The organism is Methylobacterium sp. CB376, assembly GCF_029714205.1.
Taxonomy (GTDB): Bacteria; Pseudomonadota; Alphaproteobacteria; order Rhizobiales; family Beijerinckiaceae; genus Methylobacterium.
The window spans coordinates 4937509-4964106 of the sequence record NZ_CP121648.1 but is presented as its reverse complement, the minus strand read 5'-3'; the positions used below and the strand labels follow the sequence as shown (position 1 = coordinate 4964106).

Here is a 26598-nt window from a genome sequence, read left to right as displayed (position 1 = left end):
CATCACGGGACCTTCGGGTCTGCCCCGGCGCGCGAGACCGGGCGACCTGGGAGGACGTCTGATGATGACACGTCGCGGCTTCGGCCGGCTCGCATCCTGCGCGCTCTGCGCGAGCGCCGGGTTCCTGGCCACGGAGGTGGCCGCGCAGACGCAGCCCGGCGTCGGTGCGGGCATCCGGCGCAAGCTCCTGGCGCAGACGGAGGGCCCGGCGCCGGGCTACGTCACGCTGCTGATGGATGTGGAGATCGACGCGGGCACGGTGGTGGGCCGCCACACGCATCCGGGCGTCGAATCCACCTACGTGATCGAGGGCGAGCTGGAGCTGCCGGTCGAGGGCCAGCCGACCCGGCTCGTGCGGGCCGGGGATTCCTTCCAGGTGCCGCCGCACACGCCCCATGCCGGCGGCAAGGCCAGCGACAAGGCCGTGCGGCTCAGCGTCACCTACGTGCTGGAGAAGGGCAAGCCGATCGCCACGCCGGTGTGACCGGCCGCGGCGGGACGGCCGGTGATCGCCGGCCGTCCCCTGTGCCGCAACGGAACAGACCTGTGCCCGCTCCCTCGCGGCGCCGGCCGAGCGCGCGACGATCCGCACGCATCGGTTGTACATGCCCGCCCCTCCCGGTTCCGCCGCGGCACTCCCGGCGCGGCCGGACACTTGCAGGCGATCGGTCATTCGCCACGATGGAGGAGTGTCTTGATCGACGAGCGCCGCAGATCCCCCCGCACGCCGACCTACCTGCGCGGCCGCATCGGCTACAACCGCGGCGACTGGAGCCTGACCTGCGTGGTGCGCAACCTGTCATTGCAGGGTGCGCTGGTCCACGTGTCGAGCGCGGTGCCGCTCCCGGACGAGGTGGAGCTGGCGGTCGACCGGCTCGACCTGCGCCGGCGCGCCCGGGTCGTGTGGCGGCACGAGGAGCGGGTCGGCCTCGCCCTGGCGCCCGAGCCGGGCGGGGTCGTGATCCCGTTCCCGGGGAGGCGGCGGCCCGGCTGAGCGTGTCGGCCGCCGCGGCGCTCGGTCGACCGACCGCGGCGCTCGGTTGACCGACCGCGGCGCTCGGTTGACCGACCGCGCCGCGCGGGCGATCAGGCCCCATGACGACCCTGATGTCGGCCCCCATCTCGACCCCGATCCCCTGGCGCGCGACGGTCCTGACGCTCTTCCCGGAGATGTTCCCGGGCCCTCTCGGCCTGTCGCTCTCGGGCGACGCGCTCGCCCGGGGCGCCTGGGCGATCGAGGCGCGCAACATCCGCGACCACGGCCTCGGCCGGCATCGGGCGGTCGACGACACGCCGGCCGGGGGCGGGGCCGGCATGGTCCTGCGCTGCGACGTCCTCGCCGCCGCGATCGATGCCGCCGCCCCTCCGGGCGACGCCCGCCCCCGCCTCCTGATGAGCCCGCGCGGAGTGCCCCTCACCCAGGCCCGGGTGCGGGTGCTGAGCGAGGGGCCCGGCCTGGTCGCCGTGTGCGGGCGCTTCGAGGGCGTCGACGAGCGCGTGATCGCGGCCCGCGGGCTGGAGGAGGTCTCGATCGGCGATTACGTGCTCTCGGGAGGCGAACTCGCGGCCCTCGTGCTGATCGACGCCTGCGTGCGGCTGCTGCCCGGGGTCATGGGCAAGGCCGCCTCCGGTACGGAGGAGAGTTTCGAGGGCGGGCTGCTCGAATATCCCCACTACACGCGCCCGCGCGCCTGGGAGGGCCGCACGATTCCCGAGGTGCTGACCGGCGGCAATCACGCGGCGATCGCCCGCTGGCGCGCCGAGGAGGCACTCCGGCTCACCCGGGCCCGCCGCCCCGACCTGCTGACCGAGGGACGCCCGAAGGGCTGACCGGTCCAACCGCGCCTCGTCCCACTACGTCAGCGGGGGACATCAGCCGGGATGCTTAACGGAGAACTTGCGCATTCGCGCGCCTTCTCGTTTCATGTCGGAACCTTTTCCTGAGAGCTGGTCTTCGCTGGCGACGAGGACCACCCTCGAACGGGGAGTGGAGCGGACGGCGATGAGGCAGCGGCGCGCGAATCCCCGCATCCCGACCTTCATGGGCGGGCGGATCCGCCTGCCCGGCGGAACCGGCGTGACCTGCGTGGTGCGCAACATCTCGGCGGGCGGCGCGCTCCTCGACGTCTCGAACGCGGCCGTGCTGCCGGAGCAGGTCGACCTCTGGGTCGAGCAGATCGGGCTGGAGCGCCGCGTCCGGATCGTCTGGCGCAAGGACGGCCGGGTCGGCGTCGCCTTCGTGGACGACGCGCCCACCCCGTTCCTGTCCCGCGGGGCGACGCAGGCGGCCGGCCCGAGCGAGGCGGATCGCCGCACGGCATCGCCCCCGCGCGAGGAGCCGTGAGGAGGCCGCGCGAGCCCGGCCCGCACCGCCCGGGCGCCCCCATCCACCGGACCGCGGCGGGGCGTCTCGCCCTTCCGCGCGGCCTCCATTATAGCGGCACTTCATGAAGCTGATCACCTCGACGGACGATCTCACGTCCGCCTGCGCGCATCTCTCGACGCAACCCTTCGTGACCGTCGACACGGAGTTCATGCGCGAGACGACCTACTACCCGAAGCTCTGCCTGATCCAGATCGCGGCGCCGGACGGGACGACGGCCCTCGTCGACCCGCTGGCGCCCGGCATCGACCTCGCGCCCTTCTTCGCCCTGATGGGCGACGAGGGGGTGCTCAAGGTCTTCCACTCGGCCCGGCAGGACCTGGAGATCATCTGGCTCCAGGGCGGGCTCCTGCCCCAGCCCTTCTTCGACACGCAGGTCGCCGCCATGGTCTGCGGCTACGGCGATTCGGTCTCCTACGAGCAGCTCGTCAACGACGTCGCCAAGGCGAAGGTCGACAAGTCCTCGCGCTTCACCGACTGGTCGCGCCGCCCCCTCTCGGAGGCGCAGCTGACCTACGCCCTCTCGGACGTCACGCACCTGATCAAGGTCTACGAGGCGCTGGCGCGCCAGCTCCTCGCCAGCGACCGCGGGGCGTGGCTCGACGAGGAGATGGCGGTGCTCACCTCGCCCGAGACCTACGAGGCCGACCCCGCCCAGGCGTGGCGCCGGCTGGCCGGGCGCATGCGCAAGCCCCGCGAGATCGCGGTGCTGATGGAGGTGGCGGCCTGGCGCGAGCGCGAGGCGCAGGGCCGCAACGTGCCGCGCGGGCGCATCCTCAAGGACGAGGCCGTGCTCGACGTCGCGACCGCCGCCCCCCGCAGCATCGAGGCGCTCGGGCGGCTGCGCACCATCCCGACGGGGTTCGAGCGCTCCCGCACCGGCACCGAGATCCTGGCGGCGGTCGAGCGCGGCCTCGCCCGCGACCTCGCCACCGTCCCGATGCCCGAGCGCGGGCGGCCGCGCGGCGGCGGCAACGGGGCCCTGGTCGAGCTCCTCAAGGTGCTGCTCAAGGCGGTCTGCGAGGAGGAGAGGGTGGCGCCCAAGATCATCGCCACGGTCGACGAGCTCGAAGCGCTCGCGGACGACGACGCGGCCCCGGTCCCGGTCCTCAGCGGCTGGCGGCGCCAGCTCTTCGGCGAGAAGGCGCTCGCCCTCAAGGCCGGGCGGCTCGCGCTCTCGGCCGAGGGCGGCCGCGTGGTGGTGCGCGCCCTCGGCGGGGCGCGGGCCGAGCGGGAACCGGTCGAGTGACGGACGGCCGGCGGGCCAACAATCTCGGGCTGCTGCGCCTCCTGCTCGCGGGGCTGGTGGTGGTGTCCCACTCGCCCGAGCTGATCGACGGCGACCGCTCGCGCGAGATCCTGACCCGGCTCACCGGCACCCTGTCCTTCGGGGAGGTCGCGGTGGACGGCTTCTTCGTGCTGAGCGGCTACCTGATCACGCGCAGCTGGCTCGCCTCCGCCTCGGGCGCGTCGTACCTCGCCAAGCGGGTGCTGCGGATCTATCCGGGCTACCTCGTCGCCTCGCTCGCCTGCATCGGGATCGTCGCGCCGCTGGCGGGCGGCGACCTCGCGGCGCTGCGGATCCCGGACGCGCTCGGGCGCCTGCTGCTCCTCGGCGCGCCGGCGGTGCCGCGGGCCTTCGAGGGCCTGCCCTACCCCTACCTCAATGGCGCGGCCTGGACGATCGTCTACGAGTTCGCCTGCTACCTTTTGGTCGCCGGCCTCGGCTGCTGCGGGCTGCTCCGGCCGGACCGCCGCTTCCTCGCCGGGATGGCGCTCCTCGCCGGGCTCTGCCTGCTCGTCTGGCACCCGGCCCTGGCCTCCGGCAGCCCGCTCCTGTTCAAGCTGAAGCACGGGCTGCGCTTCGCCCTGATCTTCGCCTGCGGCAGCGCCTTCTTCCTGTTCGGCGAGCGCATCCGCTTCTCGGCGGGGCGGGCCGCCCTCGCCGCGCTGCTGCTCGCGGGATTGCTGGGCCGGCCGGGCCTCGCCGAGCCCGCCTTCGTGGTCCTGGGCGGCTTCCTGCTGCTCTGGTTCGCCTTCGCGGTGCCGCCGCTGCGGATCGGGCGCTTCACGCAGCGGACGGACCTCTCCTACGGGGTCTACCTCTATGCCTGGCCGCTCCAGAACCTGATCGTGGCGCAGGATCGCGGCGTCGCGCCCTGGCTGGTGACGGTCGCCGCCCTGACGGGGGCGGGGCTGCTGGCGTGGCTCAGCTGGCACCTCGTCGAGCGCCCCGCCCTGGCGCGCCGGGACGTGCTCGCCCGCCTCTTCGCCCGGATCGCCGCGAGTGCGGGCCGGCTCGCCGGTGCCGGGCGGGGTGCGGCGGGGACTCGCTCCCGCCGCGGTGAGCGGCGGTCGCTCGGTCGAAGACCCGCTCGGATCCAGGCACCGACACGGCTGTCTCCCTCTGCGCCGTCGCGCTCGTGGCCCGTATCGTGCGCGGATCTGATGGAAACTCCGAGTTCGTTTGTGCTTGGCGCAGGGATCTGTCGCAGGTGCCGGCCGTGCGTCAGGGGCAATACGCAACCAGCTTGATCATCATGAGCTCGGCTTGCGCCCCGTAGCGGATCGACAAGCTGCCCGCAGGCCCGCCTTCGTCATGGCCAAACAGGTAGGCCGTCCAGCCCCGCGGTTTCCGGCAGGCCGCAGATCAGGTTTGCATTCTGCACCGCCTGGCCGGCCGCTCCCTTGCCGAGATTGTCGACCACGCCCATCGCGATCACCAAGTTGCGCTCCGGGTCGGCCGCATAGCTGACGAACGCGAGGTTCGAGCCGGTGGCCCATTTGGTCTGCGGCGGCTTGTCGGTGACGCGGACGAACGCCCGCCCGGCGTAGAAGCGCCGGGCCGCGTCCAAGCACTCGCCCGTGCTGGCGCGGCCGCGGCAATACATGGTGGCGAGGACGCCGCGGGTCATCGGCACCAAGTGTGGCGTGAACACCAGCCCTGCCGCGCTGCCGCCGCTCAGCCGCTCGATCGTCTTGGCGATCTCGGGCATGTGGACGTGCTTGAGCAGCCCGTAGGGCACCACGGTCTCGTTGGTTTCCGCGTAGCCGAACTTGCTGTCGGCGCCGCCCCGGCCCGCGCCGGAGATGCCGGTCTTGGCGTCGATCACGATGTTGTCAGGCTCGATCAGCCTCTCGGCCAGCAGCGGCGCCAGCGCGCTCAGCGTCGCCGCGGGGAAGCAGCCGGGATTGGCAACGCGGATCCGACCCTCGATCTCGGCTGGCCAGACATCGGCCAGGCCGTACGCCCAACCCTCGACGTAGCGGTGGTCGCCGCCGATGTCGACGATCCTCACGTCCTCGGGGACGCGCGCCAGCGCCTCGGCCGAGGCGCCCGTGGGCAGTGACGCGAACAGCAGGTCGAGCTTCGGCAGGGTCACGGGGTCCCACTTCTCGATCACCAGGTCGGCCAGCTTGGCCGGCACACCGGGGAAGCGGTCCACCAGACGGCTGCCGGCACTGCCCTCGCCTGCGGCGTAGATGAGCTCGAAAGAGGGGTGGCTCGCGACCAGGCGCATCGCCTCGCCGCCGCCAAAACCGCTGATCCCGACGATGCCGACGCGAATGCTCATGGTGGAGTCCTTCTGGGGTTCGGGCAAAAGAAAACCCCCGGAGCCGAGGGCTGCGGGGGTTCGGGAACGGGGACCGGCCGCTCCGGCGGGTGGGACCTACGGTGAGGCAGTCACCACGCGGAAGGACGCTGATCGACGCGCAGCCCGAAGAGCCACCGCTTGGGGGCAGCGGCGTCGGCGTCGGTCACAGAGGGTCTGGTTCCTGGGCATGTCCTGCGACCCTGTCGTTGGCCACCGTCATCGTCAAGCGGAATGTCCGCGTCCCACCCGTCGCGGCTTCCGCGCCGCGCCTAATCAGTCGCACGCCGGCAGGAGCAAGGCTGCGGCTTCCTCCGAGTCCGAGATGTCCGCGCAGGGCGGCCAGTCCGGGCTGCCGCGCTGCGCCAGCCGGTTCACCCAGATGCCCCGCACAGGGGCATCGGGAAGCCCTCGGTGGCTGGCACGCGGCAACGCGAGGCGAAGCGGCGCCCGCGCGCATCCCGAGGGCGTCCGCCTCCCGCCATCGCGGCGCCTGCGAAGCCGGACCGATCGGGTCTCGAACGACGTCGGGAAACTTCCACAACCAATTGCCGACGCTGGTGTGTCTCTCCTAGCGCGGCCCGGCGCCCGCCCGCCCGCCGGCGGCCCCGTGCACGAGGGCGAGCACGCCCGCGCGCAGGAGATCGTACTTGCTCGGCAGGCCCGGCCCGGAGGGCAGCCGCCCGGCCGCGGCCAGCATCGCGATGCCGTGGGACAGCGCCCAGACTTCGAGCGCGATGAAGCGGGGATCGACGCCGGAGAACCCGTCAGGGAAGGTGGTGCGCAGGGCCTCGACCAGGAGCCCGAAGGCGTCCGTCTCGCGCAGCGGCCGCGGCGGGCCGCTCTCCTGCGCGGCGAGCGGCCGCGCCTCGAAGATGGCCGCGTAGTAGCCGGGCTCCTCCTCGGCGAAGGCGAGGTAGGCCTCTCCCATCCGGGTGAAGCGCTCGAGCGGCGTGCCGGGGCCGCGCAGGGCCCGGCCGAGCCGCGCGGCGAGTTCGCGGAAGCCCCGCTCGGCCACCTCCTCCAGCAGGGCCTCGCGCCCGCGGAAGTGCCGGTAGAGGGCGGCCGGCGAGACCCCGACCAGGCGGGCGGCGTCGACCAGCGTGAAGCCGCCGATGCCCCGCTCGGCGATGAAGCGGCGCGCCGCCTCGATCAGCGCCTCCTTGAGGTTGCCGTGATGGTAGCCGCGCCGGTCGGACGGGCCACTGCTCCAGGGTCGCACCGAAACTGAACTCCACGCCGCCGCCGGGACGCAGCCGGATCCTTAGCTCATCTCCCGCCGCACCGGTAAAGTTTCGGCTGCGCGGCAGGCTCAGCGGCGCGCGAGCCGGAAGGGCGGCGCGTGGTCGGGCCGCACCGTCACGGTCGCCACCGGCAGGATCGGGCGCGCGCCGTCGAGGGAGAGCGCGAAGCGGCGGGCGAGGCCGGCGAGCGCGAGCGTCGCCTCGGCCAGGGCGAGCTGCGCCCCGATGCAGACCTGCGGCCCCGCCCCGAAGGGCAGGTAGACGAAGCGGTCCGGCTCCTCGCCCGGCCGGAGGAACCGCTCGGGGTCGAAGGCGTCGGCCCGCGGCCACCAGCGCGGGTTGCGGTGCATGACCCAGGTCGGGATCATCACGGTGGTGCCGGCCGGGATCGCGGCGCCGCAGACCGCCCCGTCCCGGACCGCGCGCCGGGCGATCATGTAGGCGGGCGGGTAGAGGCGCAGCGCCTCCTGCACCACCGCCCGGGCCAGGGCGAGCCTCGGCAGGGCGGCGGCGGCCCCCGCCTCGCCGAGGTCGAGGCCGCGCGCCTCCGCGGCCAGCGCCTCCTGCACGGCAGGGGCGCGGGCGAGCAGGGTCGCGGCCCAGAACAGGGTCGAGGCCGTGGTCTCGTGCCCGGCCACGATCATGGTGCCGACCTCGTCGGCGAGCAGCCCGTCCGGCTCCTCGCCGTGGGCCTCGGCCAGGAGGTCGAACAGGTCGCGTGGCCCCTGTCCCGCCACCTGGGCCCGGCGGACCGCGATCAGCTCGGCGATCAGCGCGCGCCAGCGGCGCCGAAAAAGCCAGCGCCGCGGCGCGGCCGGGGTCGGCCAGCCGGGCGGCACCAGGAAGTCGCTCACCCGGGGCCGGCCGAGCCCGCCGAGATAGGCCGAGACCATGGCGCGGATCCGCGCCTCGTAGGGGCCGGCCTCCAGGGAGAACATCGAGGAGGCCGCGATGTCGAGGCTGAGCCGCTGCATCTCGGCGTGGAGATCGACCGGGCCGCCCCGGGCGGCGTCGAGCCGGCGCAGGCAGGCGGCGGTGGCGCGGGCGATGTGCCGCGCCATCAGCGGCACCGTGCGCGGCGTGAAGGCCGGGGCCAGGACCCGGCGCTGGCGGCGCCACGCCTCGCCCTCGGCCGTGACGAGGCCGCGCCCCGCCACCGGGCCGAGCACCCGGATCCCGGCCGGGAGCCGGGCGAAGTCCGATCCCTGCGCGACCAGGACGTGGCGCACCGCCTCCGGCACGCAGAGCAGCACCACCCGCCCGCCCCCGGGCAGGCGCAGGGTCACGGTCGGCTCGGTGAGGCAGGCGCCCGGGAAGGCGTCCAGGGTGTTGCGGCGGAAGGCGGAGAGCAGCCGCAGCCAGTCGACCCGCTCGGCGAGCGGCGGCATCGGCGGCGCGTAGAGGTCCGCCCGTTCCAGAACCGCGCCCGACGTCATCCCGTCCATCCTCGTCCGCGGGGCCGTCACAGCCAAACGTCACAGCCAGGAGCGGCCGGCGGGGAGCGCCAGGCCGAGATGCGCCGCGACCGTCGCGCCGATATCCGCCAGCCCCTCGCGCCGCCCGATCGGGCCCGGGCGCTGCCCCGGCCCGAAGGCCAGGACCGGCACCTGCTCGCGGGTGTGATCGGTCCCGGTCCAGGTCGGGTCGTTGCCGTGGTCGGCGGTGACGAGGCAGAGGTCGCCCGGCCGCAGGGCGGCGCGGATCTCCGGCAGGCGGGCGTCGAAGCGCTCCAGCGCCGCCGCGTAGCCCGGCACGTCGCGCCGGTGCCCGTACTCGGTGTCGAAATCGACGAGGTTCGCGAAGACGAGGCCGCCCGGGCCGAGATCCGCGAAGGCCGCCAGGGCGGCGTCGAGGCAGGCGTCGTTGCCGGCCGGCTTGACCTCGGTCCCGGTGTGCCGGTGGGCGAAGATGTCGCCGATCTTGCCGACGCTCACCAGGGGCCGGCCCGCGGCGGCGAGCCGGTCGAGGAGCGTGTCGCCGGGGGGCGGCGTGGCGAAGTCGCGCCGGTTCGCCGTCCGCACGAAGCCCGTCCCCGCGCTGCCGGCGAAGGGGCGCGCGATCACGCGGCCGATCCGGTAGGGGTCGCAGAGGCGGCGGGCGATGCCGCACAGGGCGTAGAGGCGCTCGAGTCCGAACGCCTCCTCGTGCGCGGCGATCTGGAAGACGCTGTCCACGGAGGTGTAGCAGATCGGCTTGCCGCTCCGCAGGTGCTCGGCCCCGTATGCCTCGATGACGGCGGTGCCGGAGGCGTGGCAATCGCCCAGGATGCCGGGCAGGTTCCCCTCCTCGATGAGGGCGCGGGTGAGGTCGGGCGGGAAGCTCGGCCGCGTCGCCGGGAAGCGGCCCCAGTCGAAATCGACGGGCGCCCCCGCGATCTCCCAGTGGCCCGACACCGTATCCTTGCCGCGGGCAGTCTCCACGGCGTGCCCCCAGGCGCCCGCCACCGGCCCGTCGGGCGCGAGGCCGGGCGGCATCCGGCCGCTCGCCTCCCGCGCCGCGAGCCCGAGGCCGAGCCCCGCGAGGTGGGGCAGCCGGAGCGGTCCCGCGCGCAGGCCGGGCCGGTCGCCCCGTCCCTCGGCGCAGGCCTCGGCGATGTGGCCGAGCGTGTCGGCGCCCCCGTCCCCGTAGGCGGCGCCGTCCGGAGCGCCGCCGATCCCGACGGAATCGAGCACGATGACGAGGGCGCGGGTCACTCGCGCACCGCGCCGGCGGGAGCGGCCGCGAGGTCGAAGGCGGCGGCGAACAGGGCGCGGGTATAGGCGGTCCGCGGGGCGGTGAAGATCGCCTCGGCCTCGCCCTCCTCCACCACCTGCCCGTTCTGCATCACCACCACCCGGTTCGCGAGCGCCCGCACGACCTTGAGGTCGTGGCTGATGAACAGGTAGCCGAGACCGCGCCGGCGCTGAAGCTCCCGCAGCAGCGTCACGATCTGCGCCTGCACCGACATGTCGAGGGCGGAGGTCGGCTCGTCGAGGACAACGAAGCGCGGATCGAGCGCCATGGCCCGGGCGATGGCGATGCGCTGGCGCTGGCCGCCGGAGAATTCGTGCGGGTAGCGGTCCATGGCGGCCGGGTCGAGCCCGACATCCTCCAGGGCCCGGGCCACGATGCGCCGCCGCTCGGCGGCGCCGCGGCCCGCCTTCTGCACCAGCAGCCCCTCCTCGACGATCTCGGCCACCGACATGCGCGGCGAGAGCGAGCCGTAGGGATCCTGGAACACCACCTGCATCTCGCGGCGCAGGGGCCGCATCGCCCCCTGCGCGAGCCCGTCGAGGCGGCGGCCCAGATAGACGATCGGCCCGTCGGAGCCGATGAGCCGCAGGAGCGCGAGGCCGAGCGTGGTCTTGCCCGAGCCCGATTCGCCCACGACCCCGACCGTCTCGCCCGCCCGCACCCGGACCGAGACCCCGTCCACCGCCTTCACGTGGCCGACCGTGCGGCGCAGCAGCCCCTGGCGGATCGGGAACCAGACCCGGATCGGGCCTGCCTCGACCAGCGTCTCGGCGGACGCCGCCACCGGGTTGCCCCGCCCCCTCGGCTCGGCGGCGAGCAGGCGGCGGGTGTAGTCGTGCTGCGGATCGGCGAAGACCCGCGCCACCTCGCCCCGCTCGACGATCCGGCCCTGGAACATCACGCAGACCCGGTCCGCGACCCGGCGCACCACCCCGAGATCGTGGGTGATGAACAGCATCGCCATGCCGAGCCGGGCCTTGAGGTCGGCCAGCAGCGCCAGGATCTGGGCCTGGACGGTGACGTCGAGCGCCGTCGTCGGCTCGTCCGCGATCAGCAGGTCGGGCTCGCAGGCGAGCGCCATGGCGATCATCACCCGCTGGCGCTGGCCGCCGGACAATTCGTGCGGGTAGGCGGTGAGGCGGGATTCCGCGTCGCGGATCCCGACGAGGTCGAGGAGTTCGAGCACCCGCGCCCGCACGCCCGCCTCCGGCACCTTGCGGTGCAGCCGCAGCACCTCGCCGATCTGGTCGAGGATGCGGTGGAGCGGGTTGAGGGAGGTCATCGGCTCCTGGAACACCATGGTGATGTCGGCGCCGCGGACCGCCCGCATCTCGGCCTCGCGCAGGGCGAGGAGGTCGCGGCCCTTGAACAGGATGCGCCCCTCGGGCGTCGCGCCGTCGAGGAGCCGCAGCACGCTGAGCGCCGTCACCGACTTGCCGGAGCCGGATTCGCCCACCAGCGCGAGTGTCTCGCCGGGCTGGATCTCGAACGAGACCCGGTCGACCGGGCGGGTCTCCCGCCCGCCCTGGCGGAAGGCGACGGACAGGTCCTGGACGGAGAGGAGCGGAGCTGACATCGCCTCTCGGGTGCGGAGGGTGGGGAGGCCCTTGTGGGGCACGGGGCGGGCCCCGTAACCTGCGACACTCTGCTGCCCGAGGCCAGTCGTCCCGGCGATTCCCGACTCGCGGATCCGCCGCGCCGCGCTACAACGGCGCCGTGACCCGCGCCCTCCTCCTCTGCCTGATCCTCCCCTGGCTGCTCCTCCCGGCCCTCGCCCCGCGCCCGGCCGCGGCGCAGCCGGCCGGGGCCGCCACCGAATCCGTCGAGCAGGCGCTGTGCCGCCTGATCGAGGGCGCCGCCCAGGCGCAATCCCTGCCGGTCGCCTTCCTGACGCGGCTGATCTGGCGGGAGAGCAGCTTCCGGCCGGGCGTGGTCAGCCCGGCCGGCGCGCAGGGCGTGGCGCAGTTCATGCCCGGCACCGCCGCCGAGCGCGGCCTCGCCGACCCCTTCGACCCCGAGCAGGCGATCCCGCACGCGGCGCGCCTGCTCTCGGACCTGCGCCGCCGCTTCGGCAATCTCGGCCTGGCGGCGGCGGCCTACAATGGCGGGCCCGGCCGGGTCTCGTCCTGGCTCGCCGGCAGCGGGGGCCTGCCGGGCGAGACCCGCTCCTACGTCTCGGCCATCACCGGCCGCACCGCCGAGGATTGGGCGGCGGAGGCCAAAGCGGACGCCAAGGGAGACCTCACCGAGCCGCCCGGCACGCGCTGCCTCCAGGTGACGGCCGCCCTGCGGATCCGCGGCCGCACCGAGACCTACTTCGCCGACAGCACGCCGTCGCTCGCGCCCTGGGGCATCCAGCTCGCCGGCAACTTCTCCAAGGCCGCCGCCCTCGCGGCCTTCGGCCGTGCCCGCGCCCTCTACGCCTCGGTCCTGGGCGAGGTCCGCCCGATGGTGATCGGGACGCGCTTCCGCAGCCGCGGCACGCGCGCCTTCTACCGGATCCGGGTGCCGGCGGAGACCCGCCAGGCGGCGGAGGGGCTGTGCAACCGGATCCGCGGGATCGGCGGCGCCTGCCTGGTGCTCAAGACCTGACCCTCGCCCGGATCCCGGCGTGCTCCACCGCCGGGAGGCCGCCGGAGAGCGTCCCCCTGCCGCGGGGCGCACGCGCCGCGGTGAACGAAGCCCGCTCCGTTGCGTTGAGAGCGATCATCGGCCGACAGCCTGGGCGCCGGTGGCTGAGAGACCGCGCGCTCCCGCCTGTGTCGCGGGAGGCCGCCTTGGCCAAGGATCTCCTTGAGGACCTGCTGGATCGCGCCGCCAGGGCGATCGGCCACAGCAGGCGGCTCCACGCGGAGGCCGAGCGCCTGCGCCGGGACTGCTTCGAACTCACGCGGCACTTCACCGCGCAGGTGGTGGGGATGCAGCTCGACATCGTCGCGGCGCGCGGGCGGGCCGCAGGTCTCGCGGGCCGGCGCGTCCCCGCCGACCTCGCGCTCCGGCCCGACGCTCCGGAGCCCGGGCGGCACGGCGAGGGCCCGGGCCGGGAGCGCACCGCGACCGGCCCGCCTGCCACGCCGAGGCTGCGCGCCCTGACCTGATCCCGCGGGCCCGCGCCGGCCACTTGAACGGGCCCGCGATGGCGAGCCAGCGCTTCGCCCGTCGGGGGCCCGACCTGCCGCGGGAATTCGGCGCGGAACCGGCCGGCTCCCGCGGAGCCGGCTCAGACCGCCCCGGCCCGCGCCGCCGCCATCCGGTCGCGCGCGACCTCGACCGGCAGCGCCGGCGCCTGCCGGCCGATCCCGAGCGCCTCGTCCAGGATCGCCACCGCCTCCGCCCAGGAATCGGGGGAGAACAGGGCGGCGGCCTCCGCGGCGTCCGCGGCCGAGCGGGCGTCGATCTCGGCCGCGAAGGTGGCGGCCCGGCAGGCCGCCGCCGCCCGCGCGCCGCGGACCCAGATCCCGCCGCGCGCCGCCGCATCCGCGACCGCGCCCGCCGCCCAGGCCCCCGCCCGCGCGGCGGGCACGGCGCCGGCGAGGTCCGCCGCCGCCCGGCAGGCCGCGGCGTGACGGTCGAGCCCGACCTGCTCCAGCACCGGCGGCAGCAGGCGGCGCACCGTCTGCACGGTCAGGTGATGCGTGCGGGCCGCCTCGACCGCGACGGTGTCGGCCGAGCCGGCGAGGCGCAGCACGAAGGCCATCAGCCGCGGTCGCTCGGCATCCGGCATCGCATCGTTGAGGCCGAGCGCGTAGGAAGCGAGCGGGCGGGAGAAGCAGGGCGGGCAATCGGCCGAGGAGCGGATGGCCCGGTAGGGCAGCCCGGCCGCCACCATGGCGGCCTCGTTGATGCAGGTACCGCCGTCCGGCCCCGGGAAGGCGTGCGAGCCCGGCAGCAGCCGCCAGCGAAGGATGTGGTCGAACGCGCCGCGCATGAGACCTCCGGTGCGGACGTCCCGAAGCTGACACGGTTCGCGGCCCGGGGCGAGCCCGATCTCAGGCTGTCCCGGCCGCCGGCAGCGCCGCCAGGTCCGGCAGCGCCCCCTCGGCGGGGGCGCCGGCCAGGGCGGCTTCGAGCCGGACCAAGTCCTCCTCCGCGTCCGGCCGCCAGCCGCAGCCGCAGACGGGCCGGTCGCCGTGCAGCGCGGCCACCTGCCGGTAGAGGTCGCCGACCGCGCCGGCCGCCGCCTCCAGGGCCGCCATCGGCGGCATCGGGTTGCGCTCCAGGGTCTGCCAGAAGGCCCGGGCGAGGGCCCGCGCCACCAGCTCCCGCGCCGGGAGGTCCCGCCCGCTCACCGCCCCGCCCTCCCCGGCCCGTCGCCGAGGCGGTCGACGACGTGGTCGAGGCGCAGGCGCGGCACCGGCCAGCCCTCCCGCAGCAACCCGAGACATCCCTGGATCAGGCTCAAGGCACGCACCATCGCGGGCTCCCTCGCGGCGCCGACAATCAAGAAGACCGGCGCGTCCGCGCCACGCGGACGTCAGGGCCGGCAGCGGAGGAATGCGATGATTTACAGGCCGAAGCAAGTGCCGATACGAAGATTGGATTGTTTCAATATTTGAGTTTTTCTATACTGAAGGAACCGGCCGGCGCGGGCGGCGGCGGGAGGTTGGCAGGGCGGGCCGGAGCCGGTAGGGAGCGCCCGCCGACAGCCGAGAAGGCCCTCACCGATGACCGACACCCCTCCGGACCGCCTCTGCACCGATCCGCGCAGCCCCTTCCACGACGCCGACGCCCTCGAGCGTGGGGTGGGCGTGCGCTTCAAGGGCGTGGAGAAGACCAACGTCGAGGAATATTGCGTGAGCGAGGGCTGGGTGCGCCTCGCCGCCGGCAATGCCCGCGACCGGTTCGGCAACCCGATGACGATCAAGCTGAAGGGGCCGGTCGAGCCCTATTTCAGGGGGCCGCGGCGCCAGGAGGGCTCGCCCCCGGCCGAGGGCTGAGCGCGCGCAGGGACGCAAGGTCGAGCCGCGCCGTGGTCATCCGCAGCATCCCGGCGGAGTCCCGGGGCCACTCGGCCTCGGGCCGGTCCCAGTAGAGTTCGAGCCCGTTCCGGTCCGGATCGTCGAGGTAGAGCGCCTGGCTCACGCCGTGGTCGCTGGCCCCGGTGAGCGGGATGCCCGCCGCCTCGAGCCGGGCGAGCGCGTCCGCCAGCGCGACCCGGCTCGGGTACAGGATCGCGGCGTGGTAGAGGCCGGTCGTGCCCGGAGCCGGCCGGGGGCCGCCCCGGCTCTCCCAGGTGTTGAGCCCGATATGGTGGTGGTAGCCGCCCGCCGACACGAAGGCGGCCTGGTGGCCGTAGCGCTGCATGAGCCCGAAGCCGAGCACGCCGCAGTAGAAGGCCAGCGCCCGGTCGAGGTCGGCGACCTTGAGGTGCACGTGCCCGATGCGGGTGCCGGGATCGATCGGCGCGGGAGTGAGGGTCTCGCCCATCGGGTCGGCCTCACGCCTCGCGGGTGACCGCGTAGCGGCCGTTGCCCAGCAGCGCCTGGACCACCAGGGCGACGGCCCAGAAGGCGACGAATTCCCAGCCGCCGCCCGGGTTCTGGGCGAGGAAGCCGTTGGCGGCATGCACCGTGACGATGGCGCCGAGGAGGATCGGCAGCAGGGCCAGGGCGACCCAGCGGGCGTAGAGGCCGAGGATGAGCGCGAGGCCGCCGAGCACCTCGGCGGCGATCACCGCGTAGGCGAGGGCCGCCGGAAGGCCGAGCTTGCCGAAGAAGGCCGCCGTGCCGGCCGGTGTGAAGACCAGGAGCTTCACGCCGGCATGGGCGAGGAAGAGGCCGCCGAGGGAGACGCGCAGGAGCAGTGCGGCGTAGGGGCTGGTTCGGGTCGCGGTCATGCGGGCAGGTCCGGTTGGGGGAAGTCCGGTTGGGGTGAGGTCCGACGGGAGGCAGCCCGTACGCGGTGCCAGGATCACTACCCCTCTTCCGATCCGGGGATAATCCGCTATTCCGGCCATTCAGCTCATCCTGGCAGAGTGAGGCGGGACCGTGCTCGATCGCGTCACCGGCATGCAGGTCTTCGTGCGGGTCGCGGGCCTCGGCAGCTTCGCGGCGGCCGGCCGGTCGCTCGGCCTGTCGCAGACCGGGGTCACCAAGCACGTGACGGCCCTGGAGGAGCGGCTCGGCACCCGCCTCCTCCACCGCAGCACCCGGCGCCTGACCCTGACCGAGGCCGGGCGCGGCTACCTGGAGGCCTGCGAGCGCATCCTGGCGGAGATCACCGAGGCCGAGGCCGCGGCGCGGGCCGAGGCGCTGGAGCCGACCGGCACGCTGCGCCTCAACGTGCCGCTCTCCTTCGGGGTACGGGAGATCGCGCCCGCCCTGGCGGCGTTCACGGCGGCGCACCCGGCCCTGCAGGTCGATCTCGGCCTCAGCGACCGCGCCGTGGACCTGATCGAGGAGGGCTGGGACATGGCGGTGCGGATCGGGCACCTGCGCGATTCGGCCCTGGTCTCCCGCTTCCTGGCGCCGTGCCGGCTGCTCCTCTGCGCCGCGCCGGATTACCTCGCGGCGCGGGGCCGGCCGCGCCGGCCGGAGGATCTCGGCCGGCACAATTGCCTCGGCTACACGCTGGCGAGCAGCGGCGGCTGGCGCTTCGGCGGCCGCGCCTACGCGGTGACGGGCAACCTGCGTGCCTCGAACGGCGACGCGCTGGTGGCCGCCGCCGTGGCGGGCCAGGGCCTGATCTACCAGCCGAGCTTCATCGTGGGGGACGCCCTGCGCGCGGGGCGCCTCGTCGCCCTCGACCTCGGGGCCCCGCCCTCCGTCCTGCCGATCCATGCCCTGATGCCGCCGGGCCGGCGCCAGCCCGCGAAGGTGCGGGCCTGCGTGGCGTTCCTGGCGGACCGGTTCACGGGCGAGCCCGTCTGGGACAGGGGGCTGCCGGAACCCGTGGCGCCCTGAGCAGAGTGGCCCCGCGCCACTCTGCCCGGCTCTCGATCTTGCATCATTCTCGCCGCCGGACGGGTGGCCACTTCGGCGAATGATGCTTGGTCTTGCATCATTGTTTCCGCCGAACCGGTGACCACTTCGGCGAATGATGCCGAGGCGGCCCGCCTCCCCGCGCCGTCTCCGCCCGGCGCGCGATGCCGCGGCGAGCCGCCTTTCTCCCCGGGCCGATCGGCTCCATATTCCGCCCATGCCCGCCCCGAAGAAACCGCGCCCGTCCTCGGCCAAGGCGTCGAAGCCCGAACTGAAGCCGCTGGACCCCTTCCTCGCCGAATTGCTGAACCCGGCCCTCAACCGCGAGCGGCTGCCCGCGCCGGAGCCGCAGGCGGCGCCGGAGCCCGGGCCGCGCCGGCGCGGGCGGCCCCGGAAGGCCGAGCCCGGATTCGGCGAGGCGCCGCAGGCCGCCTTCGCGCACGGCGCCGTGACGGATGTCGATCCGGCCCTCGCCAAGTCCCTCGGCCTGCGCACCCCCGACGACGGGCCGGACCTCGCCGAGGAGCCGGGCGCCTCGCTCGCCGCGGCCGGGGTCTCGGCCACGGTCGACGCGCTCACCAAGCTCCTCACCGAGGGCAACCCGCTGTTCAAGGACGGCAAGCCCTGGGTGCCGCACCGGCCGGAGCGGCCGCAGAAATCCGAGGGCGGCGTTGCCTTCCGGCTGAAATCCGATTTCAGCCCGGCCGGCGACCAGCCCAAGGCCATCGCCGACCTCGTCGAGGGCGTGCGGCGCAGCGAGCGCGACCAGGTGCTGCTCGGCGTCACCGGCTCCGGCAAGACCTTCACGATGGCCAAGGTCATCGAGGAGACCCAGCGCCCCGCCCTCATCCTGGCCCCGAACAAGACGCTCGCCGCCCAGCTCTACGGCGAGTTCAAGGCCTTCTTCCCCGACAACGCGGTCGAGTACTTCGTCTCGTACTACGATTATTATCAGCCCGAAGCCTACGTGCCGCGCTCCGACACCTTCATCGAGAAAGAATCGTCGATCAACGAGCAGATCGACCGGATGCGCCACTCGGCCACGCGGGCGCTGCTGGAGCGCGACGACGTCATCATCGTCGCCTCGGTCTCCTGCATCTACGGCATCGGCTCGGTGGAGACCTACACGGCGATGTCGTTCACGGTGACGCTGGGCGAGCGCATCGAGCAGCGCCAGCTCATCGCCGACCTCGTGGCCCTGCAGTACAAGCGGATCCAGTCCGACTTCGCCCGCGGCACCTTTCGGGTGCGCGGCGACGTGATCGAGCTCTGGCCGGCCCACCTGGAGGATCGCGGCTGGCGCATCGGCCTGTTCGGCGACGAGGTCGAGGCGATCACGGAATTCGACCCGCTCACCGGCAAGACCATCAACCCGCTGAAATTCGTCAAGATCTACGCCAACAGCCACTACGTGACGCCGCGCCCGACCCTCCAGCAGGCGGTCAAGGGCATCAAGGACGAGCTGAAGCGGCGGGTCGAGGAGCTGACCCGGATGGGCCGGCTGATCGAGGCGCAGCGGCTGGAGCAGCGCTGCACCTTCGACCTGGAGATGATCGAGGCGACGGGCGCCTGCAACGGCATCGAGAACTACTCGCGCTACCTGACGGGCCGCAAGCCGGGCGAGCCGCCCCCGACCCTGTTCGAGTACCTGCCCGACAACGCCCTCGTCTTCACGGACGAGAGCCACGTCACGATCTCGCAGATCGGCGGCATGTACCGGGGCGACTTCCGCCGCAAGGCGACCCTCGCCGAGTACGGCTTCCGCCTGCCCTCCTGCCTCGACAACCGGCCGCTGCGCTTCGAGGAATGGGACGCGATGCGGCCGCAATCGATCCACGTCTCGGCGACGCCGGCCAAGTGGGAGATGGAGCAGACCGGCGGCGTCTTCGTCGAGCAGGTCATCCGCCCGACCGGCCTCGTCGACCCGGAGGTGATCATCCGCCCGGCCCGCTCCCAGGTGGACGACCTGCTCGGGGAGGTGAAGGAGGTCGCCGCCGCGGGCTACCGGACCCTGGTCACCACGCTCACCAAGCGCATGGCCGAGGACCTGACCGAGTACCTGCACGAGAACGGGGTGCGGGTGCGCTACATGCACTCGGACATCGACACGCTGGAGCGGATCGAGATCATCCGCGACCTGCGGCTCGGCGCCTTCGACGTGCTGATCGGCATCAACCTGCTGCGCGAGGGGCTCGACATCCCGGAATGCGCGCTGGTCGCGATCCTGGACGCGGACAAGGAGGGGTTCCTGCGCTCCGAGACCTCGCTGATCCAGACGATCGGCCGCGCGGCCCGCAACGCAGAGGGGCGGGTGATCCTCTACGCGGACCAGCGCACCGGCTCGATGGACCGGGCCATCGCCGAGACCGAGCGGCGCCGGGCCAAGCAGCTCGCCTACAATGCCGAGCACGGCATCACGCCCCAGAGCGTGAAGCGCAACATCGCCGACATCCTGGAGAGCGTCTTCGAGCGCGACCACGTCCAGGTGGACACGGGACTGGCCAAGGGCGGCGTCACGGTCGGCCACAACCTCAAGGCCGTGATGGCGGATCTGGAGAAGCGCATGCGCGCGGCCGCCGCCGACCTCGACTTCGAGGAGGCGGCGCGGCTGCGCGACGAGCTCAAGCGGCTCCAGGCGACGGAACTCGCCATCGCGGAGGACCCGCTGGCCCGCCAGGGGGCGGTGGAGGACCAGGCCGGGCGCTACGGCGAGAAGGGCGGGCGGCGCCGCTACGGCCGCAACGCCGACCTGCCGCCGGGCACTGGCGGGGCGGAGGAGCCGCTCGGGTCCGGGCCGCTGGGCAAGGGCGTGTCGGACGAGGGCACCCGCATCCGCAGGCCGACCCTCGACGAGATGGGGCCGGGGACCGACCGGGAGATCCCGATCTTCACCGAGCGGCCGGCGGCGCGCTCGACGCAGGGCTTCCCGGGGCAGCGGCCGAAATACAAGGGCCGCAAGGGGCGGGGCTGATCCGACATCCGACGGATTGCTTCGCCCTCTCCCATTTCGGCCATGCGGAGGTCGGCGTCGCTCAGGCGCCGCGCGGGCTCGCGATCCGGGATCTGCTTGGATCAACCGGATCCCTGATCGTCCGCTGTCCGGACGTGATCCTCCGGACAGCGGATGAGGCGCTCAGTCCACCGCCGCCCCGCTCAGCTCGGCCTGGGTGAAGCGCTGCTGCTCCTCCATGACCAGCCCGGCGAGGTCGCGCTTGAGGGCGTTGAACTCCGCCGAGGCGGTGTCGCGCGGGCGCGCCAGCGGCACCGCGATGTCGCGCTTCAGGCGCCCCGGCCGGTAGGTCAGCACCAGGATCCGATCGGCGAGGTAGATCGCCTCCTCGATCGAGTGGGTCACGAACACGATCGTCTTGCGGTACTCGGCCCAGATCCGCAGCAACTCGTCCTGCAGGGTGCGGCGGGTCAGCGCGTCGAGGGCGCCGAAGGGCTCGTCCATCAGCATCACGGGCGGGTCGAGGGCGAGGATCCGCGCGATGGCGACGCGCTGGCGCATGCCGCCCGACAGGTCCTTGGGGAAGCGGCCCAGGAACTCGGACAGGCCGAGCGTGCGGGCGATGCGCGCCACCGCCGCCTCCGCCTCTCCCCGCCCCACGCCCTTGATGTCGAGGCCGAAGCGGATGTTCTGCGCCACCGTCATCCAGGGGAACAGGGCGTATTCCTGAAAGACCATGCCGCGGTCCGGCCCGGGCTCGGCCACCGGCCGCCCGCCGACCCGGATGGAGCCGCCGGTGAGCGGCGCGAATCCCGCGATGGCGTTGAGGAGCGTGGACTTGCCGCAGCCCGAGGGCCCGAGCAGGCACACGAACTCCCCCTCCGGAACGTGGGCGGTGACGCCCTCCAGCGCCACCACGGCGTGGTCGCCGGCCCCGAACACCTTCGAGGCCCGGTCGATCGCGATCTCGGCGGAATCCCGGCTCATCCGTGTCAGCGCTCCAGGCCGCGGTGCCAGCGCAGCAGGTGGTCGTTGAGCCGCGACATCGCGGCGTCGATCAGCAGGCCCAGCAGGCCGATCGTCAGCATCCCGCCGATGATCTTGTCCGACCACATGTATTCGCGCGCCTCCAGGATCCGGTAGCCGAGCCCGTCCGAGACCGCGATCATCTCGGCGACGATCACCACGATGAAGGCGGTGCCGATGCCGATCCGCATGCCGGCGAGCACGAAGGGGCTCGCGGCCGGCAGGATCACCCGGCGAAACAGGGTCCAGGGCCCGGCGCCGAGGTTGCGGGCCGCCCGGATGTAGATCGAGTCGACCTGCCGCACGCCCGCGATCGTGTTGACGAGGACCGGGAAGAAGGTGCCGAGCGCGATCAGGAACAGGGCCGGCGGGTTGCCGAGGCCGAACCACACGATGGCGAGCGGAATGTAGGCGATCGGCGGGATCGGCCGCAGGATCTGGAGGAGCGGGTTCACGAGGCCGTAGAGCCGGTCGCTCGTGCCCATCAGCAGCCCGACCGGCAGGGCGAGCCCGACCCCGATGGCGAAGCCGGCGACGACCCGGCCGAGGCTCGCCACCGCGTCGTGGGGCAGTTCGCCCGAGAGCAGCCACTCGCCGTAGCTCTGGCTCTGCGGGTCGTAGGGCAGCGCGGGAACCAGGCTCTGGACCCAGCGCGCCGCGACCGCGCTCGGGGGCGGCAGCACCACGGCGGAGAACAGGCCGGCGCGGCTGGCGAGTTCCCAGAGGATCAGCAGGCCGATGGGCAGGAGCGCGCCGCGCAGGGCCGAGAGACGGGTCGCGAAGGAGGTGCGGGGGGTCATGCCGAGGCGGTTCCGTCGATGCCGTGACGCCGCGCAGAACGGCCCCAGGCACTGTGGTGGTCTGAGTTGGCGGTCCTAATTGGTCTTGGCACCCAGCTCCGCCTTGGCCTTCTCCAGAAGGTCGAGCTTCACCCACTCCGCGTCGCTCTTCGGCGGGCTCACCATCTTGCCGAGCCCGTACTTGTGCATCAGGTCGGCCGTGACCTGCATGTGGCCGGCCGGGATATCGTACGTGAAGGCCGCGTTCGTCATGGCGTCCTTGTAGTCCTGGGACGAGAGCTGTCCCTTGAAGACCTGCTCGCGCACGTACTTCTCGGCGAGGTCCGGCTTCTCGATGAAGGTCTTGGTCGCCTCGACGAAGACCTTGAGCACCCGGGCCGCCACGTCCGGCTTCTCGGCATACATCTTCTCGGTCATGACGAGCGGCCGGTAGGGAATGCCGACCGGGGTGTCGTAGGGCTTGACGATCTCGGTGCCCCAGCCGGCCGAGATCGCCTGCGTCGATTGCGGCTCGCTCTGGCAGATCACGTCGACGTATTTCTGGGCGAGAGCCTGATTCAGGTCGGCGTAGTTGTTGAAGTAGATCAACTGCACGTCCTTGCCGGGACGGTCTGACCAGGTCAGGCCGTTCTTCTCCAGTTCGGCGAGCAGCATCAGGTCCTGCGTGCCGCCCCGGACGGTGGCGACCTTCTTGCCCTTGATGTCCGCGAGGGTCTTGGCGCCGAGGTCCGGCCGGCCGAGGATGCGCACCCCGCCATTGGCGAAGCCCGCCACGACCAGCAGCTTCACGCCGTTGCCGCGCGCCGCCACCGCCCCGTCGGCGCCGGAGGCCGAGATGTCGATCTGGTCGACCGCCATCGCCGGGTAGATGTCGGCGCCCTTGGCGAAGACCTTCTCGTCGATGCGGATTCCGTATTTGGGCGCGATCTCCTTCATGTAGGAGATGGCGCCGTAATGGGCGAATTTCAGGTTGCCGAGGCGGACCACGTCCTCGGCGGAGGCGGGTCCGGCCCAGGCCGCGATGAACGCGGCGAGGGCCGCGAGGCGTGTCAGCATGCGTCTCTCCCGGTCGGGTCTGGCCGGGCTCTCGGGGTCCCGGCTCGTTGGCCGCGGATACTGGACAAAGGTCGAGCCGGCTGGAAGACGGATACTGCGCGGGGGCCTAAGACTTTAGACTCGCGGATGGCGGGAGGAGGCGGAGCGTGTCGGAGAGCCCGGAGAGCGTGCGGCGCGTCGCCGTGATCGGCTGCGGCACCGTGGGGGCGAGCTGGGCGGCCCTGTTCCTCGCCCACGGCCTCGACGTGGCGGCGACGGACCCGGCGCCGGGCGCCGAGGCGCGGCTCCTCGCCTTCGTGGCGGGCGCGCGGGCGCAGCTCGCCGGGTTCGGCCTGCGCGGCGCGGGCCGCCTGGACTTCCGCGCCTCGGTGGCGGAGGCCCTCGACGGCGCGGATTTCGTGCAGGAGAACGCGCCCGAGAGCGAGGCGCTGAAGCGCCCGCTCCTCGCCGAGATCGACCGCCTGCTGCCGGCGCGCGTGCTGGTGGCGAGCAGCACCTCGGCGCTCCTGCGCAGTGCCATCGTGGCCGATTGCGCACGGCCCGAGCGCGTCCTCGTCGCGCATCCGTTCAACCCGCCCCACCTCGTGCCGCTGGTCGAGATCGTGGCCGGGAGCGAGGCGGCGGCCGCCCGCGCCGCCGGCTTCTACCGCGGCCTCGGGCGCCGGCCCGTGATCCTGCGCCGCGAGATGCCGGGCCACATCGCCAACCGCCTCACCGCGGCGCTCTACCGGGAGGCGGTCAACCTCGTCGCCGAGGGGGTGGCGAGCGTGGCGGATATCGACGCCGCGCTCTGCCACGGGCCGGGCCTGCGCTGGGCCGCGATGGGGCCGCACATGACCTACCACCTGGGCGGCGGTCCGGGCGGCATCGCCCATTACCTCGCCCATCTCGGCCCGAGCCAGGAGCGGCGCTGGGCCTCGCTCGGCCGGCCTGCGCTGACGCCGGAGGTGCGGGCCGCGATCGTGGCGGGCGTCGCCGAGGAGGCGGCCGGCCTCTCGGTGGCGGAGCTGGAGGCCCGGCGGGACCGGGCGCTGATCGAGATCCTGAAGGCGCGGGTGACGGTGGTCCCGGAGCCCGCCGACGCTCCGGAGGACCACGCGTGACCAAGCCCCTGATCATCGCGGTCGCCCCCAACGGCGCCCGCCTCGCCAAGAGCGATCACCCGGCCCTGCCCCTGGCGCCGCGGGAGATCGGGCTCGAAGCCGCCCGCTGCCGGGAGGCCGGGGCGGCGATGATCCACCTGCACGTGCGCGACGCGGAGGATCGCCACACGCTCGACCTCGACCGCTACCGCGAGGCCATCGCGGCGGTGCGCCGGGAGGCCGGCCCCGAGATGATCGTCCAGGTGACGACGGAGGCGGTCGGCCTCTACGCGCCGGCCGAGCAGATGGCGGCGATCGCCGCCCTGCGGCCCGAGGCCTTCTCGGTGGCGGTGCGCGAACTCTTCGCGGAGCCGGACGACGAGGCCGCCGCCGCGTCCTTCCTGGCCGGGCAGGCCCGGGCGGGCACGCTGGTGCAGCACATCCTGTACGATGCGGGCGACGTCACGCGCTTCCAGGGCCTGGTCGCCCGCGGCCTGATCCCGCTCCAGCGCGCGAGCGTGCTCTTCGTGCTCGGCCGCTACAGCACCGGCCAGCGCTCGCAACCCTCCGACCTGCTGCCCTTCCTGGCGGCCTGGAATTCCGGCCACCACCTCGACCTGCCCTGGGCGCTGTGCGCCTTCGGGCGGCGGGAGGCGGCCTGCCTGATCGCGGCGGCCTGCCTCGGCGGCGACGTCCGGGTCGGGTTCGAGAACAATCTCTGGCGGCCGGACGGCAGCCTCGCCCCGGACAACGCCGCCCAGGTCGCGGCCCTGGCGGCGCTCGCCCGCGGCCTCGGGATCGAGGTGGCGGGCCCGGCGGTCGCCCGGACCCTGCTGGCGGCGCGGCGCTGAACCGGGGAGCGCCGCCCTACCCTCGACAGAATGTCGCGGGAGGCTTGCGGCACTGCACCACGCCCCCCACTGTGAAGCTCCGTGATGACGCGCCTCGCTCCCCTCCTGCGGTGCTGCGCGGCGGCCCTCCTGGGCCTCGCCGCCCTGCTGCTCGCCGCATCGACCGCCTCGGCGGCCCCGGTCGGGGGCGGCCCGGTGATGCGCGCCGTCACCCCGGAGATGATCGACGCGAGCCTTCACGCCGATCTCCCGGCCCACGCGCTGCGCTGCATCGCGAGCGTCTCGGCCCCGGCCGAGCCGATCCGCCCCAGCGACGACGGCGCCCAGGGCGCGAGCCCGGTCGCGACCGCGGCGCCGGGCGCGTCCGCCTCCACGGTGATCCTGCCGCCCCGCGACCTCGGATCCCGGCCGCCCGCCCGCGCGGCGCGGCTCGACAGGCCCCCGAAGGCTGCCTGACCGGCCGCGACCGCGCGGCCCCGGGCGCCTGATCCGGGATCCGCTTGATCGAAGCGGATCCCGGATCACGAGCCTGCGCGGCGCCTGAGCGAAGCCGACATCCGCATTGCGACGCAATCAACCGGATGTCGTATGACGCGCCGCGGCGCTCCCCCTTCCCGATCCCCACCCGACGATCGCCGCCGGCCGCCTCCCCGCGCCGGCCAAGCCTCGGCCCGCACCCGCGGGCTCGGCCCGCACCCGCGGGCTCGGCCCGCGCCCGCGGGCCGGGCCGCTCGCCTCATCGCCATCGCCGCGTCGTCGGGGCCGGAGAGCCTCGCCGCGCGCAGGAGTTCGCTGCCCGTGATGCACCGCCTCGCCCTCGTCACCGCCGCCGCCCTCCTCCTCGGCGCCTGCAAGCTCGAGCAGCACGATGCTGCCGCGCCGGCGGAGGCCCCGCCGTCGGAGGTCGGCATCGTGACCGTCCGCAACCAGCCGATCCCGTTCGAGCGCGACCTGCCCGGCCGCGTCGCGCCGACCCGCATCGCCGAGGTCCGCGCCCGCGTCTCCGGCCTCGTGATCACCCGCGCCTTCCAGCAGGGCAGTCAGGTCAAGGAGGGCGACCTCCTCTACAAGATCGACCCCGCGCCCTACCGGGTCGAGCTCGACAGCGCCGAGGCGACGCTCGCCCGCGCCGAGGCCGCCCTGGTGCTCGCCCGCCAGCAGGCCGAGCGGCTGGAGACCCTGCTGTCGCGCCAGACCGCGAGCCAGGCGCAGTACGACGCCGCCTACGCGGCCCAGAAGCAGGCCGAGGCGGAGGTCGCCGGCGCCAGGGCGGCGCGCGACCGCGCCAAGCTCAACCTGAACTGGACCGACGTGCGCGCCCCGATCTCCGGCCGCATCGGCCGCGCCCTCGTCACCGAGGGCGCCCTGATCGAGCAGGGCAGCGCCACCAACCTCGCGACGATCCAGCAGCTCGACCCGATCTACGTCGACATCACGCAGTCGGTGAGCGAGCTCAACAAGCTGCGCCGCGACCTCGCGAGCGGGGAACTGGCGAGCGTCGCCCCCGACGTCGCCACCGTGCGCCTGATCATGGACGACGGCTCGCTCTACCCGGAGCCCGGCCGGCTGCTGTTCTCGGACGTGACCGCCGACCCGAGCACCGGCCAGGTCACGCTGCGCGTCGAGATCCCCAACCCCCGCAACGAGCTCTTCCCGGGCATGTACGTCCGCGCGCGCATCCGGCAGGGCATCGACGCGGACGCGATCGCGGTGCCCCAGCAGGCGGTCCACCGCTCCAACGACGGCCGGGCGGAGGTCTGGCTCGTGGGCGAGAACGACAAGGTCATGCTCCACCCGGTCGAGGTCGGGCCCGTGGTCGAGGGCCAGTGGGTGATCCGCGAGGGCCTGAAGGCCGGCGACCGCGTCGTCACCGAGGGCTTCCAGAAGATCGTGGCCGGAACCGTGGTGAAGCCGGTGCCGTGGCAGACCGCCGCGGCCGGCGCCGGGCGCCGCTGAGGGG

Annotated in this window: 28 protein-coding genes; 15 read left to right on the top strand and 13 right to left on the bottom strand. The window is 73.8% G+C overall.

Annotated elements, in window-relative coordinates:
• Positions 1-61: 61 nt before the first annotated feature.
• From QA634_RS22730 to QA634_RS22705, 6 genes are all read left to right on the top strand, one after another.
• Positions 62-484, top strand: a complete 423-nt coding sequence (locus QA634_RS22730) for a cupin domain-containing protein (RefSeq protein ID WP_012334260.1) — start codon at positions 62-64, stop codon at positions 482-484.
• A 210-nt stretch (positions 485-694) separates the two neighbouring features.
• Positions 695-994, top strand: a complete 300-nt coding sequence (locus QA634_RS22725) for a PilZ domain-containing protein (RefSeq protein ID WP_012334259.1) — start codon at positions 695-697, stop codon at positions 992-994.
• Positions 995-1095: 101 nt separating this feature from the next.
• The gene (gene trmD / locus QA634_RS22720) at positions 1096-1830 is read left to right on the top strand and encodes a tRNA (guanosine(37)-N1)-methyltransferase TrmD (protein ID WP_012334258.1); all 735 of its coding nucleotides are present in this window, start codon (positions 1096-1098) and stop codon (positions 1828-1830) included.
• Between the two features lie 172 nt (positions 1831-2002).
• Complete coding sequence (locus QA634_RS22715; RefSeq protein ID WP_018259769.1) at positions 2003-2344, top strand: PilZ domain-containing protein; 342 nt, start codon at positions 2003-2005, stop codon at positions 2342-2344.
• 103 nt (positions 2345-2447) lie between these two features.
• The gene (gene rnd / locus QA634_RS22710; protein WP_012334256.1) at positions 2448-3632 is read left to right on the top strand and encodes a ribonuclease D; all 1185 of its coding nucleotides are present in this window, start codon (positions 2448-2450) and stop codon (positions 3630-3632) included.
• Entirely contained in the window at positions 3629-4918 is a 1290-nt protein-coding gene (locus tag QA634_RS22705) for an acyltransferase family protein (protein ID WP_283026800.1), read from the top strand. Before rnd ends, QA634_RS22705 begins: the two co-directional genes overlap by 4 nt.
• Positions 4919-4980: 62 nt before the next feature.
• Here the strand turns inward: QA634_RS22705 and argC are convergent, their stop codons facing one another.
• The 5 genes from argC to QA634_RS22680 all read right to left on the bottom strand — a co-directional run bounded on the left by argC (position 4981) and on the right by QA634_RS22680 (position 11529).
• Complete coding sequence (gene argC / locus QA634_RS22700; protein WP_012334254.1) at positions 4981-5958, bottom strand: N-acetyl-gamma-glutamyl-phosphate reductase; 978 nt, start codon at positions 5956-5958, stop codon at positions 4981-4983.
• A gap of 589 nt (positions 5959-6547) precedes the next feature.
• On the bottom strand, positions 6548-7198 hold the full coding sequence (locus tag QA634_RS22695) for a TetR/AcrR family transcriptional regulator (RefSeq protein WP_012334253.1): 651 nt from the start codon (positions 7196-7198) through the stop codon (positions 6548-6550).
• A gap of 90 nt (positions 7199-7288) precedes the next feature.
• Complete coding sequence (locus QA634_RS22690) at positions 7289-8656, bottom strand: cytochrome P450 (protein ID WP_012334252.1); 1368 nt, start codon at positions 8654-8656, stop codon at positions 7289-7291.
• 39 nt (positions 8657-8695) lie between these two features.
• Positions 8696-9913, bottom strand: a complete 1218-nt coding sequence (locus QA634_RS22685; RefSeq protein ID WP_012334251.1) for a phosphopentomutase — start codon at positions 9911-9913, stop codon at positions 8696-8698.
• Positions 9910-11529, bottom strand: coding sequence for an ABC transporter ATP-binding protein (locus tag QA634_RS22680; protein WP_012334250.1), 1620 nt, complete (start codon positions 11527-11529; stop codon positions 9910-9912). The genes QA634_RS22685 and QA634_RS22680 overlap by 4 nt, the downstream gene beginning before the upstream one ends.
• Before the next feature lie 140 nt (positions 11530-11669).
• Here QA634_RS22680 and QA634_RS22675 point away from each other — a divergent pair, with 140 nt between their 5' ends.
• Both QA634_RS22675 and QA634_RS22670 read left to right on the top strand, forming a co-directional pair.
• Positions 11670-12545 carry a lytic transglycosylase domain-containing protein gene (locus QA634_RS22675; protein WP_012334249.1) on the top strand — a complete coding sequence of 292 codons (876 nt, stop codon included), beginning with the start codon at positions 11670-11672 and terminating at the stop codon, positions 12543-12545.
• Positions 12546-12730: 185 nt separating this feature from the next.
• Positions 12731-13051, top strand: coding sequence for a hypothetical protein (locus tag QA634_RS22670; RefSeq protein WP_012334248.1), 321 nt, complete (start codon positions 12731-12733; stop codon positions 13049-13051).
• Between the two features lie 122 nt (positions 13052-13173).
• On the opposite strand, the gene QA634_RS22665 is transcribed toward QA634_RS22670, so the two are convergent.
• From QA634_RS22665 to QA634_RS22655, 3 genes are all read right to left on the bottom strand, one after another.
• Positions 13174-13881, bottom strand: coding sequence for a hypothetical protein (locus QA634_RS22665; RefSeq protein ID WP_012334247.1), 708 nt, complete (start codon positions 13879-13881; stop codon positions 13174-13176).
• A 61-nt stretch (positions 13882-13942) separates the two neighbouring features.
• Entirely contained in the window at positions 13943-14242 is a 300-nt protein-coding gene (locus tag QA634_RS22660; protein WP_012334246.1) for a hypothetical protein, read from the bottom strand.
• Entirely contained in the window at positions 14239-14367 is a 129-nt protein-coding gene (locus QA634_RS22655; RefSeq protein ID WP_012334245.1) for a hypothetical protein, read from the bottom strand. The genes QA634_RS22660 and QA634_RS22655 overlap by 4 nt, the downstream gene beginning before the upstream one ends.
• A gap of 250 nt (positions 14368-14617) precedes the next feature.
• On the opposite strand from QA634_RS22655, the gene QA634_RS22650 reads away from it, so the two are divergent.
• On the top strand, positions 14618-14890 hold the full coding sequence (locus QA634_RS22650) for a DUF3297 family protein (RefSeq protein WP_012334244.1): 273 nt from the start codon (positions 14618-14620) through the stop codon (positions 14888-14890).
• Here QA634_RS22650 and QA634_RS22645 read toward each other — a convergent pair.
• Entirely contained in the window at positions 14844-15380 is a 537-nt protein-coding gene (locus QA634_RS22645; protein ID WP_012334243.1) for a VOC family protein, read from the bottom strand. The genes QA634_RS22650 and QA634_RS22645 overlap by 47 nt on opposite strands.
• Positions 15381-15390: 10 nt before the next feature.
• On the bottom strand, positions 15391-15789 hold the full coding sequence (locus QA634_RS22640) for a DoxX family protein (protein WP_012334242.1): 399 nt from the start codon (positions 15787-15789) through the stop codon (positions 15391-15393).
• A gap of 151 nt (positions 15790-15940) precedes the next feature.
• On the opposite strand from QA634_RS22640, the gene QA634_RS22635 reads away from it, so the two are divergent.
• Positions 15941-16855 carry a LysR family transcriptional regulator gene (locus tag QA634_RS22635; protein ID WP_012334241.1) on the top strand — a complete coding sequence of 305 codons (915 nt, stop codon included), beginning with the start codon at positions 15941-15943 and terminating at the stop codon, positions 16853-16855.
• Between the two features lie 235 nt (positions 16856-17090).
• Positions 17091-19844, top strand: a complete 2754-nt coding sequence (gene uvrB / locus QA634_RS22630; protein WP_012334240.1) for an excinuclease ABC subunit UvrB — start codon at positions 17091-17093, stop codon at positions 19842-19844.
• 162 nt (positions 19845-20006) lie between these two features.
• On the opposite strand, the gene QA634_RS22625 is transcribed toward uvrB, so the two are convergent.
• From QA634_RS22625 to QA634_RS22615, 3 genes are all read right to left on the bottom strand, one after another.
• Positions 20007-20810: an ABC transporter ATP-binding protein gene (locus QA634_RS22625; protein WP_012334239.1), complete on the bottom strand. Its 804-nt coding sequence runs from the start codon at positions 20808-20810 to the stop codon at positions 20007-20009.
• Positions 20811-20815: 5 nt separating this feature from the next.
• Positions 20816-21649 carry an ABC transporter permease gene (locus QA634_RS22620; protein WP_012334238.1) on the bottom strand — a complete coding sequence of 278 codons (834 nt, stop codon included), beginning with the start codon at positions 21647-21649 and terminating at the stop codon, positions 20816-20818.
• 75 nt (positions 21650-21724) lie between these two features.
• Positions 21725-22705: an ABC transporter substrate-binding protein gene (locus QA634_RS22615; protein WP_012334237.1), complete on the bottom strand. Its 981-nt coding sequence runs from the start codon at positions 22703-22705 to the stop codon at positions 21725-21727.
• A 146-nt stretch (positions 22706-22851) separates the two neighbouring features.
• Between QA634_RS22615 and QA634_RS22610 the strand changes: the two genes are divergently transcribed.
• From QA634_RS22610 to QA634_RS22595, 4 genes are all read left to right on the top strand, one after another.
• Positions 22852-23808: a 3-hydroxyacyl-CoA dehydrogenase NAD-binding domain-containing protein gene (locus tag QA634_RS22610; RefSeq protein ID WP_012334236.1), complete on the top strand. Its 957-nt coding sequence runs from the start codon at positions 22852-22854 to the stop codon at positions 23806-23808.
• On the top strand, positions 23805-24638 hold the full coding sequence (locus tag QA634_RS22605; RefSeq protein ID WP_012334235.1) for a 3-keto-5-aminohexanoate cleavage protein: 834 nt from the start codon (positions 23805-23807) through the stop codon (positions 24636-24638). Before QA634_RS22610 ends, QA634_RS22605 begins: the two co-directional genes overlap by 4 nt.
• An 84-nt stretch (positions 24639-24722) precedes the next feature.
• Complete coding sequence (locus QA634_RS22600) at positions 24723-25094, top strand: hypothetical protein (protein ID WP_012334234.1); 372 nt, start codon at positions 24723-24725, stop codon at positions 25092-25094.
• A gap of 345 nt (positions 25095-25439) precedes the next feature.
• Complete coding sequence (locus tag QA634_RS22595; protein WP_012334233.1) at positions 25440-26594, top strand: efflux RND transporter periplasmic adaptor subunit; 1155 nt, start codon at positions 25440-25442, stop codon at positions 26592-26594.
• Positions 26595-26598: the final 4 nt, after the last annotated feature.